Annotated in this window: 12 protein-coding genes and 1 pseudogene; 1 reads left to right on the top strand and 12 read right to left on the bottom strand. The window is 40.8% G+C overall.

Going from position 1 to position 17,205, the window contains the following annotated elements:
* Nucleotides 1–20: 20 nt before the first annotated feature.
* From A37S_RS0104850 to A37S_RS23630, 12 genes are all read right to left on the bottom strand, one after another.
* Nucleotides 21–1,862: a PQQ-dependent sugar dehydrogenase gene (locus A37S_RS0104850; RefSeq protein WP_211229723.1), complete on the bottom strand. Its 1,842-nt coding sequence runs from the start codon at nt 1,860–1,862 to the stop codon at nt 21–23.
* Between the two features lie 372 nt (nt 1,863–2,234).
* Nucleotides 2,235–3,758: a SusD/RagB family nutrient-binding outer membrane lipoprotein gene (locus A37S_RS0104840; RefSeq protein ID WP_169719439.1), complete on the bottom strand. Its 1,524-nt coding sequence runs from the start codon at nt 3,756–3,758 to the stop codon at nt 2,235–2,237.
* A gap of 65 nt (nt 3,759–3,823) precedes the next feature.
* Nucleotides 3,824–7,210: a SusC/RagA family TonB-linked outer membrane protein gene (locus A37S_RS23655; RefSeq protein ID WP_051292732.1), complete on the bottom strand. Its 3,387-nt coding sequence runs from the start codon at nt 7,208–7,210 to the stop codon at nt 3,824–3,826.
* A 215-nt stretch (nt 7,211–7,425) separates the two neighbouring features.
* Nucleotides 7,426–8,583 (bottom strand): FecR family protein, encoded by a 1,158-nt coding sequence (locus tag A37S_RS26115; protein WP_051292731.1) that lies wholly within the window; start codon nt 8,581–8,583, stop codon nt 7,426–7,428.
* A gap of 183 nt (nt 8,584–8,766) precedes the next feature.
* A complete protein-coding gene (locus A37S_RS0104820) occupies nt 8,767–9,342 on the bottom strand; it encodes an RNA polymerase sigma factor (RefSeq protein WP_036601327.1) in 576 nt (191 codons plus the stop codon).
* 204 nt (nt 9,343–9,546) lie between these two features.
* Nucleotides 9,547–10,617, bottom strand: coding sequence for a carbohydrate-binding family 9-like protein (locus A37S_RS23645; RefSeq protein ID WP_036601366.1), 1,071 nt, complete (start codon nt 10,615–10,617; stop codon nt 9,547–9,549).
* Between the two features lie 174 nt (nt 10,618–10,791).
* Nucleotides 10,792–11,277, bottom strand: a complete 486-nt coding sequence (locus tag A37S_RS0104810; RefSeq protein WP_245586311.1) for a RidA family protein — start codon at nt 11,275–11,277, stop codon at nt 10,792–10,794.
* 36 nt (nt 11,278–11,313) lie between these two features.
* The gene (locus A37S_RS23640) at nt 11,314–12,426 is read right to left on the bottom strand and encodes a bile acid:sodium symporter family protein (protein ID WP_051292729.1); all 1,113 of its coding nucleotides are present in this window, start codon (nt 12,424–12,426) and stop codon (nt 11,314–11,316) included.
* A 10-nt stretch (nt 12,427–12,436) separates the two neighbouring features.
* On the bottom strand, nt 12,437–13,324 hold the full coding sequence (locus A37S_RS0104800; RefSeq protein ID WP_051292728.1) for an RraA family protein: 888 nt from the start codon (nt 13,322–13,324) through the stop codon (nt 12,437–12,439).
* Between the two features lie 107 nt (nt 13,325–13,431).
* The gene (locus A37S_RS0104795) at nt 13,432–14,688 is read right to left on the bottom strand and encodes an amidohydrolase/deacetylase family metallohydrolase (protein ID WP_028295994.1); all 1,257 of its coding nucleotides are present in this window, start codon (nt 14,686–14,688) and stop codon (nt 13,432–13,434) included.
* Between the two features lie 153 nt (nt 14,689–14,841).
* Nucleotides 14,842–16,065, bottom strand: a complete 1,224-nt coding sequence (locus tag A37S_RS26110; protein ID WP_051292727.1) for a FecR family protein — start codon at nt 16,063–16,065, stop codon at nt 14,842–14,844.
* Between the two features lie 103 nt (nt 16,066–16,168).
* Complete coding sequence (locus A37S_RS23630) at nt 16,169–16,684, bottom strand: RNA polymerase sigma factor (RefSeq protein WP_281169855.1); 516 nt, start codon at nt 16,682–16,684, stop codon at nt 16,169–16,171.
* Nucleotides 16,685–16,987: 303 nt separating this feature from the next.
* On the opposite strand from A37S_RS23630, the pseudogene A37S_RS0104780 reads away from it, so the two are divergent.
* Nucleotides 16,988–17,205: pseudogene (locus A37S_RS0104780) on the top strand (IS256 family transposase); the annotation flags it as partial.

The following is a 17,205-nucleotide window of genomic DNA, read 5'->3' as shown; positions in this document are numbered from 1 at the left end:
CATGGGACCATTCAACACTTTCATCTCAAAGATTTCTGTCTTACTTCGGCAACTTCTGCTAAAGTGATGGCACTAGCGTTATTATCAAAATTCTCCCTTATATAGGTTAACACTTCAGCAATCTGCTTATCAGTCAAGAAACTGCCATGTGCCGGCATCGCTTCATTATAAGGTACTCCCTTCACCTCAATAGGACCTGTAAGCCCATTTAAAACAAGCTCGATCAGCTTCTTTTTGTCACCACTGACCCATTCTGACCCTGCTATTGGAGGGAAACGACTTCCGTCTCCCAGCCCATTAGACTGGTGACATGATCTGCAAAAGGTATTATAAACAACAGAAGCATTTGCTGCCATGATCCTATCGAGATCATCACCTACTGGATCTGGGGTTTTGATATTTGGAGCAGTAAGTTTACGTTCTGCCATGGCAGCTAATTGTGCATCACCAAATCCAGCCTTATTTCCTTTAAACATAATCCGCCATATTTTACCCTTTTTGCTATCACTCACATACAAAGAACCATCAGCTCCCTCCGAAAGGCCTATCGGTCGATAACCGGCATCCGGTGCAGTGGGGATAGTATCCAATACGCCAAAACCATCAGCAAACACTTCCCATGGCCCCGTAACTGCTCCGTTTTTCATGGGAACAAAGGCAATGATATAGCCTGCCTGAGGATAAGGGGGGCGATTGGTAGAGCCATGGAAGGCAATGAAGGCTCCGTCTTTGTAACGTGCAGGAAACTGATCGCCTTTATAGAATAATAAATCGTTTGGAGCGAAATGACCTGGAAACCCTACTAATGGAGGGCTAAGCTTACCTCCATTGCCTTCTTTTTTACCGTCACCTCCATATTCAGGATTCAGCTTCTTCTTTCCCTCTAATTGATCATAATAATAATAAGGCCAGCCACCATCAAACCCTTGTGGAACCTTGAAAAACTCCTCGGATGGAAGTACTGCACTTTGCCAATAGTTGTAATAATCTGGCCAAAGCAACACGAGATCATCCTTACCATGTACCGCGGTATACAATGAATTCGATGCATTATCCCATGCCAATGCAACAATACTCCGTAGTCCAGTGGCATATTTCACACCATCTTCTTGATGCTGATTCAGTTTATTTTCATCAAACATCCAGATGCCTCCATGATCGACCAGGAGTGGGCATCCATCGTCGGGGTCATCGGCTTTCCCCATACCCGGTGAATTTGCCACCCTATTGTACACCTGGCAACCGTTTGACCCTGCACCCCAACCTACAAACATGTTACCTTTGCCATCAAAAGCCAAAGGTTTTGTAATGTGTTCATGTGGGGGGCCATCGTCTATCACAATTGTATCAATCTTATCTTCGGGGATCAATGTACCTGGTATTAGCTTACTCCGTAAAACAAGTAATTCCGAACTGTAATAAAGGTATCCATTGTGTATACGCATGTCTGTCCCATACTGCCCGCTCTCATATTCGCCCCAATATATGATACTGTCGATTTTACCATCTCCATCTATATCACGCAAGGCCACATTTGCCTTGCCATCGGGCGTGCTAACCCTTAATTTGGCATAGATATCTCCATTGTCGTTAATGGCTAGGTGCCTTGTACCAAAATAATTGCCTTGAGGCGTGGTTGAATTTCCCTGATTGCTCCGAATACGAGGGGGTTGATTGGGTGCCACAACACGCCGAGGACGCGGACGAGGAGAACTATTCTCCAGCATCGCCCCACCCCCGATGCTATCTATCACAACTAAGGCCTCAAAACCATCTGGCAAAAAAAGACCACCATTGTCTTTGTCTCCCAAAGGCAAATTAGATGAGCTCTGACAGCTAGTAGAAGCAAAAAAACTGATCATAAAGAGACAAAAAAGGCCAATTAAAGGTTTTCGAAACACATTTTTAACTTCTTCCGACATAGTAATTTATTATTCTGTTCAATTTTTATGGTATCATTTCGGCCTAACACCCCTTGGAATATCATTTCCATAAACAATACGCTTTCTAAAACAAAACAATCTATCTTCAGAAGGAATTTATTGACAAAATTTAACAGATAATGGAATAATGTTATCGTATATAAGTAAAGTTTCATGCTATAACCAAAAAAAGTCACGTTATTATCTACGACAAACCACATATGTATCCTTATACATAAATAATATAAACTAAGAACAGCTTCATAAGTGCACAGATAGTGCACTTATTCACTCAATCTGGCTCAATGAAGACTAGTTATCCTTATCCCACCACACTCTACCAAGTAAAGCATCACTTTGAGCCCTGACACTTGGGTCCAAAGGAAATCCCTGTCTTGCCAAAGCTTCTTGTTGATTTTCATTATTAGTAGCTCGTTCATCAGGATAAGGGAGTCTCCTAAACATTTCACCTCCGGTAACAGAACCTGGATAAGGCTGGTTACCCTGCCAATTCTTGTAATTAAATGCTGGATATCCGGTACGACGCCAATTAGACCAGACTTCATAGTCATCTCCCAATAAGCACAACCATTTTTGAATGGATATCTGTTCAAGCCGCTCATCGAAAGTACCACTTATATTATAAGGGTATCCAGAGGTAAGATAGGCAGTAATACGTTCTTGCGGAATCGTGCTGTTATTTGGCGATAAAGCCGGTACATTAGGCCACAAAGCCCATTGTTGCATAGCCCTGGTGACGGCAAGGTCATAAGCCTCTTTTTCAGTTACGCCATTATACCAACCTCTTAATACAGCTTCTGCAATAAGCAATTGTGCTTCCGCTGGGCCAAGAATCACCAAAGGAGATGTTTCCCTATCCCACCAAATGGGCGAATACTCAGAGTAAGTAGAGAAATCAGCTGGATAACCCAATATGGATCCTGGCACCATTCCCCTTTGAGCAGCCAATGTAGTGTCTGGAACGTATGTTGATCCCTGTGGACGCCAAACCACTGAGAGCACGTAGATACGTGGATCGCGTGTTGCCACAAATTGGTCGATCAAAGTTGTAGACAATTTGTCTCCCTGTGCATTGTCCGGGTCTTGGGTAGCCTGATATTCATTGTGAGGTGCCCTAGGATTTGGACTAGTGGCATTATACCTTAAATAAGCAATGTCTGCAATTTCCGTCATGACACCACCGCTTATTGCCTTAAGGGCATATGTTCTTGCAGTCTCCTCATCCGCATTGGACAAACGCATAGCCAAACGCAGCATTAACGTATAAGCAAATTTTCTCCATCTTACAACATCTCCATTGTAAAGCACATCTGCTGCACCAAAAGTCGGTAAAGATTCGGAAAGCGATGCAGCTGCCTCATCAAGCTCATTCAACATATCTTTGTAGATTTCCTCCTGTGTATCATATCTTGGCTCCAGTATGCCTTCAAGTGCTGCGGATGCTTCAAAATAAGGAACATCTCCTGTGGCGTCGGTAAGAATATGGTAACCGTAGGCCCGAACAATACGTAAGAGCGCTATTTTATTCCCGTCCTCAGGGGTGGTAAGCGCTTCCATACATTGCTTGATTGAATTAAATTGGGTCGAATAAATACCAAATCCGAATCCTAGAATATAATTATACTGCTTCCCTCCTATGTCTGGTACATCTTTATAAGTAGCAGTGTATTGCATCCCTTGGTGAAGTCCGGTATTCTGACGAGGCATATCCAGTTCTATCTGCGTAAAAAGATATTCAGGTATGACATAGTCAATCGTGTTTGGATCTTCATTCAATCCGGTCAACTCATCAGTATTGCATGCCGATAGTGCCAATATTGCAGCAACCGTATATATTATTTTTAAAATTCTCTTTTCCATAGCTCTTTCTACATAAATAATTAAAATTTCACCATTAAGTTAAGACCAAAGGTTCTCGCCCGTGGCATGTTTACTCCTCCGGTTCCTTGAGCATTAGATACCGACTCCTGAAACTCAGGGTCTAGCCCCGCTTCTTTCACCTGTTTATCGCGATATAGAATTAAAAGATTATTCCCTACTAAAGACAGGGAGGCTGCTTGCACTTTCATAAAATTGAGTTTATGCACAGGAATATGATAGCTTAATACAAGCCGACGTAGTTTCACGAAGTCTGTTTTGTAAGTAAAGAGTGCCGTTGATTGAATTCCAATTTGATTGTAATAGGACTGTATATTATCGGGTGTCCACAAGTAGTTATAAGGATTCCCATTCTGATCAACCCCTTCAAGTTGCAATCCAGTGTCACGTCCTTCCAGTGTCATCGGCGTCAATCCAAAGCGAGTAGCATATTGCATTAGATTGTTGTAACCTACAGCACCAAATTTCCCGTCCAACAATATATCCAATGATAGATCCTTATAGCGGAAGTTGTTGCCTAAGCCCATGGTATGAGGAGGTACCCCCACTCCGTATGCTACCTCTTCTTGTACAGGAAGATTGCTCGTGGAGTTATACACGGGTGTTCCATCGGCCGTAGTCATTGCCTGCATAACCATTAACGTACCATAAGGGAGGCCAGGCCTATTTACAACGCGAATGCCCCCAATCCCACTACCCAAGGAAATCTCGGCGACTGTTGGTGCCAATTCAACTATTCTACTTTTATTATAGGCATAATTGAAAGTAACATCCCATCTAAATCCATTTGACTGAATCGGATTACCAGTTATCAAGGTTTCAATCCCCTTGTTGGTTACTTTACCGATATTCACATTGCCACCGGTAAAACCACTAGCTGAAGAAATATTTACACTAACGATATCATTCGAAGTTACTTTACTATAATAGGTAAAATCCAGTCCAAGTCGGTTCTTAAAAAATTGTGCTTCAAACCCACCTTCCGAAGTGGTTACGGTTAATGGCCTCAGATCAGGTGACGGCAAAGCTTCAGAAACAATTTGGGACGGAATGTTATATGCATTAGTCGTGGAAATAGTATAAATCTGGTTGACCTGGCCAGCATTGACTGTAGCGCTTCCCACTTGTGCCCACGATCCGCGAAGCTTAAAAAAATCTATTTTCTCAGGCATTTTCATAAGATCAGAAAGCACCACTGCCGTTCCTATGGAAGGATAAAATATAGAGTTGCTTCCCGGATTTAGCGTGGAAAACCAATCATTTCTACCTGTAAAGGAAAGAAATATCGCCCTTTTATAATCAAAATCGGCAGATGCAAACACGGAGTTGGTTCCGGTACGGATTTCACGGTGATAAGGCGGATCACTGGTTGCTGTCGTTGTAATGGTGCTTAAGTTGGTCAAACTAATGAAATCTGGAACTACAAAATTAATTCCATTCAGGTTGTTGACTACAAAAGACGCTCTTTCCCGATTTACACCTGCCATGGCACTGATACCCCAATCTTGGGAAAATGTATTGTTATAATTAACAGTTCCTTGGATATTGGTTATCTCCTCGTTTCCATTACTGGTATTCAACGCACCAAAAGGTTGCGAATTTTTTCCGATGGGCGCAAAATCAGAACGCTCATAGTACTGATAGTCACGCTGTGCCCTTCCCATAAGAAATAAATTATCAGAAAGATTCAGCTGGATACTAGTAGAGGCAATATAACGTTTGGTTTGATCGTCATTTCCCATCCTGTTTACAATAAAATAGGGGTTTGGCGCTTCTGGCACCGGATTCCACGGCAATTCTACTCCCGTATCTGGATTATACCCTGGCGCCAGATTTTTGATATCTACCGTATTGGCTATTAGATAAACAGGCCATGCGGCATTCATTTCGGCATAACCGACAGTGGGCCTGTTCTTTCCATTAACAATGTTATATTGTACATCTGATTTGATCACTAAAAGATCATTCTTTCCGAGCTTCGTCATTAAAGAAAGATTTGCAGTTTGCCTATCATAAGTTGAATTGGGCTGCATACTGTTAGATCGTAGATCAGATAATGACAACCTTCCATTAAGTTTCTCAGATCCTGCATTAAAAGCAATATTGTTTGTAAAATCAGAACTCGACCTATAGAATTCATTTATGTTGTCTTTTACATTTACGGGCGCGTAAGGATGCAGTTGCCCATCAACCTGCATATATTGTATGGAAGGATCAACCCTAGCTCCGTAAGACAAACGACCTGAGGCCTGGGCCTGTGCAGCAGTAGTAGGGAAAGTGCCATTTTGCCCCTGTCCATATTCGTATTGATAATTGGGATAGGCGGTAGGTCTACCAACAGTGGCTACCGAATTAAACTCAATCCCTATGTTCTCTTGCGCTTTGCCCGATTTGGTAGTAATCAAAACAACCCCATTTGCTGCCTGACTTCCATAAAGTGCGGCGGCAGCACCTCCTTTTAAAACAGAAATGGTCTCAATGTCATCCGGATTGATCATGGATATCCCATCGCCTCGATCTACGTTCAAACCTGTGGTATTCTGGCTGGCACCACTATTTGAATTATTGATCGGTAAACCATTCACTACATATAAAGGTTGTTGATTAGGATTAGAACCACTCAGCGAGTTGTTTCCCCTAATGATGACCCTGCTCGAACTTCCTGGCCCGGCATTGATTTGGGTTGCATCCACACCAGCTATCTTTCCTGTCAAAGCACTGGCAATATTATTATCGCGGGCTTGTATAAATTCTTCTCCCTTAACTTCTGGAGCCGAATACACCAATCCTTTTCTTTCTTTTCTGACGCCAAATGCTGTCACCACCACTTCTCCTAATGCCTGCTCATCTTCCTTCATCGTCACTGTAAGGGTAAGTTGATCCTCTACCGAAATCTCCTGAAAAACATAACCAATCATTGAAAAAGTCAGTATAGTGGTCGTATTTTGAGGAACGGCTATGCTAAAGCTGCCTTCGTTGTTGGTTCTGGTTCCTATTCTCGTTCCCTTAGCCATTACGCTGACACNGGGTAGAGGTTCGCCAGATTCAGTAAGAACCATTCCTTTGATGACTTTATCCTGCAATTTTGCCATTCTTTCAGTATTCAGTATCACCTTGCGCCTCACTAGTATCGTAGCGTTCCGGATGGAATAGGAAAGGGGCTGACCGTCAAAACATGCATCCAAAATAGTTTCTATAGGCGCGTCTTTCAGGCTAATGGTTACTGGCTTTACACCTTGGAGGTCCTCCAGAAGATAGAGGAAATCATATTCCGTTTGCCTCTTCAATTCTGTAAACACCTTGGTGATAGGTGCATTTTTCAGGTTTAAACTTGCACTTTGGCCGAAGACTGCTGCCTTTACCTGGACAAATCCCAGTATAATGAGCATAAAACAGAGTTTCATGGCGATAAATAATTTAAAAAGTGCATGACATGATCTGCCGCTTGAATAAGCAGTATTATTTACGTACATTTGCATATTAGGTTTGATTAAAAAATTGTTATCGGCAATTAAATTCACCTAATTCGGCATCGCTTATGCCGAACAAAACCAGGGGTGGGCAAACACTTCTGGTTTTTTTAGGTTCGATTTTTAGATCCCCACTACGACATAACTATGACCCTCCTTCCTATTTGTTTGAAACGCAGATTACCGTTTATAGATTCAAGATAACTTAATAATTCGTCAATACTTTTCGCCTTGGAGAAAGTACCGCCAAATTTTTTCTTTGATATCGCGCCCTCATAACTGACATCTACGTCATACCAACGAGACACATCTCTCATGATAGCCCTAATATCCTGATTATCAAAAACAAAATAATCCTTTTGCCAAGCAAGTATATTGTCTATATCAACCTCTTTTTTGATTATTTCATTGCTCTTTTTATGGCCGACGGCTTGTTGATTTGGCTTCAGCATTGTCGTTCCCACGCCATTTGAGAGCTTTACACTGCCTTCTACTAAGGTTGTTACTACTTTATCATCTTCTTTGTATGCATTGACATTGAAACTGGTTCCTAGAACAAGGATGTCCATTCCACTAGCTTTTACAACAAAAGGTCTATTTATATCTTTTGCCACTTCAAAATAAGCCTCGCCGTCTTCCAAGATAACCTTTCGCTCATTCGCGTTGTTTTCAGAAGGAAATGAGAGTGTCGATGCCGTATTTACCCATATCTTTGTCCCATCTTCCAGGGTTAGCTTAAAGGTTTTTCCTTTGGGCACTATTAAACTGGCCAGTCTAGCGGTCTTTGAAGCGCCTCCTTGTCTGTTGTTGGCAAGAATTAATTCATCCGATGCTACCCTTTGCACCGTTTTTTCACCAAGCTTATAAGGATCTTCAGCACCTATGTGGCCTATAGAAAGTGTAGATCCGTCTGCAAGCAACAAAGCTACCTCCCCATCTGTAGAAAGAGTATCAACCAATGCTTGCTTTGGTGATTCGTCCGGAACAGCTTGTTCACTTTCATATGATAACCAAAATGTGATACTCGCCAACAGCAAAAACGATGCAGCAATAGCCATTGCCTTAACAAGCGAACGATAAGTTGAAGGTTTAGATGGAGTTTTAGAATAGAACCGATCGAGATACGCACGCATTTCATTTGCTGTTGTTTGCTTTTCTTCCTCACTGTCCCACTGCCAATCGCCCTTTGCAGACTGACTGGCAAACCAAAGCTCGAGCAATTGCTTTTCTTCTTCGACACAATCTCCATCAAGGTATTTCTTGAGCAATACATCTATTTTTTCCTTATCCATGAGGGCAAACTGCTTGTCTATTGCATTTCAGATCATTAATCCAATATCTTCAAAACTTATTCTCTTTTTTCATATAAAGATCATTTTGAAGGTGGTTATATTGAGTAAGTGCAAACAAAAAGCTCTTGGTAGTATAAAAAAGTTAAAATTAATTACAAACAACTCATTTACAGAAAAATAAAATCAACGACCAAAAAGCTCACACAATAGAAGAACACTTGAAAGGTACTGATTATCAATCTTCAAACGCAAAAATCGAATAGAATAGTTGATCTGTTTTTTTACGGTATTTTCCGATATGCCTAATTTGCCGGCAATTTCTTTATGAGAAAGATGCTCCATTCTGCTAAGCATAAAAACTTCACGCATTTTAGGGGGAAGGTTTAAAAGCTCTTTTTCGATGTATAGCGTTAATTCACGAGCATACAGATTTGCTTCCAGATTGCTTTCATGATCTGGTAAAAAGGCACTCATGGACTTAATATAATCATTACGTTGGATATTACACTTAATATAACGCAATGCCTTATAATGGGCAATGGAGAACAAATAGCCTTTTAAAGACTTGACATGTGAAAGCCTATCTCGCTGCTGCCACAAAGCAGCAAACGTATCCTGAACAATGTCTACGCTCTCATCTTTATCCTTTAGCACGCGAACAACGTACGTAAACAAACTTTCCCAATGGAGATCAAAGACCATTGAAAAAGCAGATTCATCTCCTTCGCTGAGCTTCTGTAGAAGTATATTTTCAGTCATAGTCGTGAAAATTAATACCTCAGTCTATTGTTTGATAATGGTTTACAATTGCAAAGCGTTTATTGTAACAGTAAAGTTAAGTATTTATTTCCACAATTCTGCAAATGGGATTTCTATCCTTTTGCTTGCATTCATACCCCTATCAAGATTGAAGATAATTATTATCAAGGAACATGAAGCACCAATCCCGTGAAATTGCCTCTATCATTTACTATTGACCTCCATAGGTAAATTATGATATACTTTCCCGTCTTGATCAACAGCCATCTCTATCTTGCCCAAGTCGTTAACATACTGTACCCAAAACTGGAAACAGTTTGCCTTCAGAGAAACAGGGCCTTCCCTAACCAGCACATCTTTAGGGAACAAGTACCGCAATTCCTCTATAGAACTGGCAAAACATCCATTTATTTCTTTGTATTTCTTCTGCAAGTAATAGATCTTCCACAGCCTACTCTCCACCTGCTTGTATCTTTCCTGGAAATGTAAGCCCTCATTGCCTCCTACTTTTTTGTCAGCAAATACCACATAACCCCACCTTTCGGGCATGTGTAGGTTCACAACTCCTTGTGGTGACCATACTGAATATTTAGCGTCTATAACATTTCCCAGAGAATCTCTGTTTTTTTTGTACTCTTGTTCCACTACTCCGATATCCCATTGTACACGCGAAAAATTCATTCTCCACATACTCCCTTCTACAAGCACATATTTTTGATTAAAAACAACAGCACTAACTGGAATAGCAAGCTCTATGCTCCAACAAGTATCTCTATCTGACGGGTCATTTAACGTTCCAGACAAACTAACAGCTTGTTTCAATCCCTTTATATCCCAGTCCCTTACATTAACACCCCGATCTCTGTAGGGCTTTGTCATGAATAAGTCCCAAATTGTCCCCAAGGCATTTATCTGTAGTTCGACATATTGCTGTCCATCTCCGTCGGCATCAATAAATAGCTCGAAAGCATTTTCATGAAAAATAGAAGAGTCAAACTGACGAAAAGTAGCCCATATATCCTTTTCCTTCAACTCCGCATAAACATACACGAAACGTTCGTCCCAAAGCATTTTGACCCTGGTTTTAAGCCCCGCATCTCGGCTGTGATCTACTATATCTCCAAAAGAATCTATAAAAGGAGCTGATAACCAGGCTTCCTCATCCGCTCGTCCATCTATCACTAGCGTATCAGAAGTTTTGTTTACTTGATAAAGGGGGGGCGTGACAAACAGTTTTTTATCTAGTACTTGTGCATTTGCAAAAGGTAGATTCAAAAAAGCCAATAAAACTACAATAGGTCTAATATTATCAATATAGGCTTTCGTATTCTTATAAAAAAGATGATTGACTACCCAAAAATCCAAGGTGTTACAAATTGAGATACAAACATCAGACAATGTATATCTAATAACGGCCTTAGATCGTGGGCAGTCTATCATTGATCGTATTTACTTTACGTAAGCGATGCAATCCATTTCTACAAGAGAGTCACCTGGTACGCCACCATATGTAGCTACAGTAGTACGCACGGGAGGTTTATTACCAAATTTTCCTTTATAAGCTTCGTTCATGGCTTTGTAGTCATGCAGGTCGGCTAGATAGACATTGACTTTAAGCACCTGCTCCATAGAAGAACCTGCCTTTTCCAGTTCTTTTTTCACCTCATCCAGCACATGATTTGTGTGTGCCGTTATGTCTCCATCGAAATGGGCTCCTTTACCCGCTACGAAAACCAGGTTACCAAATTTGGTATGTCCCGAAAAAAGAGGTACATCTTGCAGGGTAGTTACGTTTCCCACCTGTTTCTCTTGAGAAACTTCCCTATCTTTTGCTTCTACTTTGGAAAGCGCACCAAGACCTGCCACCCCCATAAGTGAGGTCAATATCCTTTTTACTACTGATCTGCGCTCGGTTTTAACGTTCATTTCATTCATAATTTTAAACTTTAATCAATAAATATTAATACAACATTATTTACTTCTCTCATTATGGTGGTACCCACTGACGTCCTCTATAGGCTTTTTATGCCACCAAGAGGCCAATATCGAACCCGTTATATTCATTAGAGGGCCAAAAATTGCAGGCGCCAACCCAACAGTAGCCATCTTGCCCATCTCCTTCGCAATCCCAGAAGCAAGTCCACCATTTTGCATGCCTACCTCAATTGCCATTGTGCGACAATCGCGTTCATTCATCCGAAAAAGACGTCCAGTCCAGTAACCGAAAAAATAACCGAAAAGATTATGCGCCAACACTATTAACAACAGCTTGCCCCCTATACTAAGCAAACTTTCCCTACCTGCAGAAGTGATGATGACAATAATAAGCATTATGCCAAACATGGATATCTTGGGCATTACCTTTTCGATGATCCAGGTCGCCCGTCCCTTTAGCAGTTTATTAAATAACAGACCCGCTCCTATTGGTATAATTACCATTTTAAAGATATCCCACATCATATCCAATGTGTCAATATGTACCAATGCCCCTGCCAATAGTTTCATCAACAATGGAGTGACCAGAGGCGCCAACATAGTGGAAACTGCAGTAATGGTAATGGAAAGTGCTAGGTTTGCCTTAGCAAGATAAGAAATCACGTTTGATGCCATACCGTTTGGAGAACACCCAATCAGGATAATACCTGCAGCAATCTCATCTGAGAGGCCGCTTGAAGTGGCAAGCAAAAACCCCATCAATGGCATGATCATAAAATGACTAACCACACCGATAAAAACACCTTTCGGTTCTTTCAGAACACCAGCAAAATCTTTGGTGCTCATAGAGGTACCCATACCAAACATGATTAGCTGAATACATGGTGTAATTAATGCTGAAAGCTTAAAATCCCCTATTTTGTCAAAACAGCTTGGATAGTACATACTTAACGCAACTGCGGCAAAGATTAAGAATGTATAAGTATACCCCTTTAATCCGTCAATAATTCTGATAGCTATTCCCACTGCAAAAAAGAACACTACCAGATACGGTCCTGCCGAGGCAAAATCTCCGCGTATCCCGCTCACCAAAAGAATCGTCAACATCAAAGTGGCAACCACCATGAAAATCTGATATACAATTTTCATTTTTGTTTAATTACCAGGTTCTATCCTTCATTAGTTTGTTCAATCCTTCCTTAGTCATCTTCACTTCCGGTCTACTTTCGCGTAACCAATTTAAGAAATCTTCCTTTATGGCCTCGCTCCACTGATTGTCAATCTCTCCGGTAGTAAACTTGCCTGTCTTAATCGCATAGTCACCATAGGCATCACGCAACAATATGAACTCCGCCCTTTCTATAACCTTCTCGGCCAAGTGCGAAGGTATAAACAATACGCCTTCCCGCTTTGCAAGCACCAGGTCTCCGGGCAATACAGTAGCTCTACCAATACGTATGGGCGCATTCAGTCCCAACAGCAGTGATTCCTCCAAAAAGGAGGGATGGAACCCCCGCACATATGCATTGAATCCTTCAATTTCCGACAAACCATCTATATCCCGAGCACCTCCATCAAATATCACCCCATTACCCGACCTGTGGAAGATTGAATTGCCAAGCGTCTGACCGATGAGGGTACCTCCTTCAATCTTGCCAAAACCATCAGCGACGTATACATCTCCCATTGAAAGCCGCTCTATTGGCCAAGAGTTAGTGCTCCCAGTAAATCCAAGGGATTTGCCCTTTTCCCTGATTACTGTATCGAGGTCTGGCCTATTTGGGACAAAAGCAGCGGTGAGTGCTCTGCCCACAACAGCCACATCCTCGTGCACTTTGCTCCATCCACCCTCAAATTGATTCTTATATCCAAAATTCCGGAGGATAGTCCAAGCGTCATCTATGCCGATGTGCTTAGCCCTCTCCAGAAGCTCATCTGAAATCTTGGGCCGCCCGTCCTCAAAACGCTCTCCCTCCCACTCTCTTGTTAAGAAGACAAGTTCTTCCTTTGGCAATACCTGACCAATCAAAGTCCCCTGAAATGACATTAGCCAGCAAAAAAAGCAGCACACAAGCACTCGAAAAGAACCTACAGCCTTTCTGGTGAACCTGCGGCTTCGTGTTATTTTTTTTGCAACAATTGATTTCCTCATTTTTATTTTGGTCTATAATAAATAGGGGTTGTTTTTCCATTCAGGTCATACACCACTTTTCCGTCCCTAATAGTCACTTCACATTCCAATCGCTTATCTCCAGCCTCTCTATGCCCTGTATAATCAAAGAAACCAAAATTCCCTTTACGAATTCCTAATATAGCAACATCAGCCGGAGCCCCGACAGATAGATGACCCAATTCTTCTCTCTTTATTACCTTCGCAGGCTCCCAGGTTACTGCTTTGATAACAGAATTGAAATCCATACCCATTGCAATAAATTTATCCATTACGGTAAGTAGGTCCTTCATTGCAGCATTCATACTACCGATATGTATATCGGTACTTAATGTATTTGGGTAAAACCCTTCCTTGATGGCTGGTATAGCTTGTGAATAAGCAAAGCTAATTCCTCCATAGCCAACGTCAAAAACAATGCCTTTATCTCTAGCTTCGTAAACAAATGGCTTTACTTTCTGGCTCTTCAAATCAACCAGATATTCTCTAGAATTCAATTGTGCAAAACAATGTGTAAAAATATCTCCGGGTCTTAGATGAGTCAAAAACAGTTCCTTTATTGACAATGGAGGATTACTTCCACCAAAATCTATCATAACAGGGATACCGCCCGCCAGCTCGCCTGCCTCTACCGCATGATCCACGGGAGTCCAATCCGCGCCTTCAAAGTGAGCTACTTTGAAACCAACCACATCATCCTTATATCTTTTTGCCATTAATGCCGCCATACGTGGATCCATATCAGAAGTATTTTGTTCATAAACACCCCCTCTCATGCCTTGTCCTACTATATTTAGAAAGGCCAACACACGAGTCTTTGATAAATCAATAGTCTGCTTCTTATATTTTTCAAAAGTAGCCCAGCCTGGACTACCTGCATCCACGATCGTTGTTATCCCATTTCTGAAAGTAAATCCATCGGGAGGAAAGGCATTGGGACCGTCCATGTACGCTTGATCTAGATTTGTACCCCAATAGTGATGCGTATGTATATCTATTAATCCAGGAACAACATAAAGCCCCGTTGCATCTACTACCTGATTCGCACCAGAAGCGTCTATTTTAGAATCAACTAAAGAAATACTTCCATCTTTTATGGCCACGTCCATTATACCGTCAATGGCGTTCTTGGGATCTATGACATGGCCACCTTTTATTACAATGTCATATGATTGGGCATTTACAGCAATGCCAATACAGCATACTATACTCAACAAGAACAACTTACGGGAAACTTTCATTTTTAATATTTTTAAAAAATAATCAACTTTTACATCAAACGTTTTTCACAAAATCCCATCCGCAACTTTCGCTTTACGTCCATCATGGACATAAAATATTGAAACCTCCCTATGTTAAGCATTCATATTCAGTTTTCCCTTTCCACCAACGAATCAACCGACCTTATTACTCGAAACGAACACTGTTTTACCATCTATCTTAAATTGTACATTGCCTATTGACGAAAGCATATTCAACAGCTCGGATAATTCTTCCTCCTGAGAAAGTACTCCTACAAATTTTTCTTTGGATACATTATCGGCATATATCACCTCTATATCGTAATGTCTGGCCACCTTTCTCATCACGTGATAAATATCTTCACCATTGAATTTAAATTCACGATGTTTCCATGCAAGCGCTTCTACCAGATCTGCAGACCGTACCTTTACCTTGCCATCTGTATACACATAACTCTCTTTATTAGGGACCAATAGCACAGAATCAGAAGAAATTTTCGAAAACACCTTCACACTTCCTTCTACCAGGGTTGTTCTAATGGCCGATTCATCATTATATGCTTTCACGTCGAATTTGGTACCCAACACCGTCACCTGCTGAGTTGATGACTGTACGACAAAGGGCACTCTCTCACCATTGGGGCGGTCACCTCTTTTAGTAACTTCAAAATATGCCTCTCCCTCTAATTTCACCGATCTTTCTTCGGTATTGAAGGCTCCAGGGAAAGATAAACTAGAAAAAGAATTCATCCAGATTTTTGTCCCGTCTGAAAGTTTAATTCGGTATTGTGCTCCCTTGGCCACCTTTAGCTCTATATTTGCTTTATCCATAGCGCCTAGGAAGATGCTATTTCCGGATTCGTCCTGAATGCCATTTGGCGTCACTTCAATTCCTCCAATATTTTTGTCTAGTTCCAAGCTCTCACCGTTGATAAGTAGCACAGCACCTTTTTGTATCAATTCTGGGGATGAAAACGTAATAGATGGACGTTGGTTTACCGAACTCAAGTGGCTACCATCTTGATGATAAATATAACCGTAATAAACAACAGAAAAACAGAAAACGATAGTTATAGCAGCAGCGAGATTCCATCTCCAAAGATTATGTAAATATTTTTCCCCTGCTTTAAGCTCTTCATCCATTTTTCCGATACGATCCTTGATTTTAGCACTTACGCGTTTTAACCTTACTCTTTCAGAATAGGTTGCGTCACCGTCATCCAGGTTCATTTCACCCAACTTATCACCGATCAAATTTCTCAAAGCCTTTTCATCACTTATAAGAAAGTAATTAAACAATAGATGCTCTTCTTCCTCATTACAATTACCTTCCAAATACCTATGAAATACCCGCTCTATATTATCTTTATTTTTCAAAAGTGAAAATGCAACTTAATGTCAATAAAAAACTTACTACAATTAATTACTATACGTCTGGAAGTGACATAACATCCATCTCGATACAAATAAAAAGCAGAACTTAATATTGCTTTTTACCAAACAGGAAATTCTTAATGGATTTTGTAGACTTTACGATATGGCCATTTATCGTGGAAATGGAAATCCCTAATTCTTCGCTTACTTCTAGATAGCTTTTCCCTTCTAATTTGCATAGCTTGAATACCAGTCTTTGCTGTAAGGGTAACTGCTCGATGGCGAGATTTAAGTTACCTAGGGTTTCCTTATATTGTAGATCTTCTTCCGTGTTCCGATCATATAAGGTTATTGTCTCAACTAGCCCTTTCTTCAGTCGACTTTCTCTACTTAATTTCCGATAGAAATCACATACCAATCGTTCTGTCACTCTATAAAGAAAGGGTCCCAAAGGCATATTTGTATCTATTTTTGATCTCTTATCCCAAATCTTGACAAAAACATCTTGCAAGAGCTCATCAGCTATTGATTCATCTCTGACCATTTTCAACAAGACTCTGTAGATATGAAGACTATATCTGTTATACAATAAATCAAAAGCATGCAGATTTCCTGAACACATTTCCTTCAATAATTCATTTTCTGGCTTATCATTCAAAGGAGTCATAGAAAAAAGTTAACTACTTACAACAATATAAAGACACCAAAACCATTGATTTAGGCTAAAGAAAAACAATAACCTATCGTCGCATTAAGCTTACAAGCCATATCAAGCACCAAGGTTTATCTATCTTTCGAATTTAATTAGAAAGTTACAAAAAAGTAAATTAAACACAAATAAAAATCAAACAAAATCCAACACGAGACTGTAAAATAAACTGTGTCAAGGATAATAAATAGAAGTATTATTTTTGACATAGTAATTATGAGTATTAAGGAAAACGATTTTGATTTTGAATCCATGAAGGACAAAGCGCTGGAACAGTTACGCAGCGGTGAATCACTTTATGGCAAGAACGGAGCTTTTGCTCCTTTAATGAAGAAGTTTTTAGAAGCAGCGTTAGAAGCTGAGATGGAGAGCCATATGGACGAAGCCCAGCGCACCAGTGGCAATCGGCGTAACGGCAAGTCCAACAAGCAGAT

Origin of the sequence: Olivibacter sitiensis DSM 17696, assembly GCF_000427965.1 — a bacterium.
GTDB lineage: Bacteria > Bacteroidota > Bacteroidia > Sphingobacteriales > Sphingobacteriaceae > Olivibacter > Olivibacter sitiensis.
Note: the sequence above shows the minus strand (reverse complement) of the source record. Positions and strands in the feature narration are given on the sequence as shown.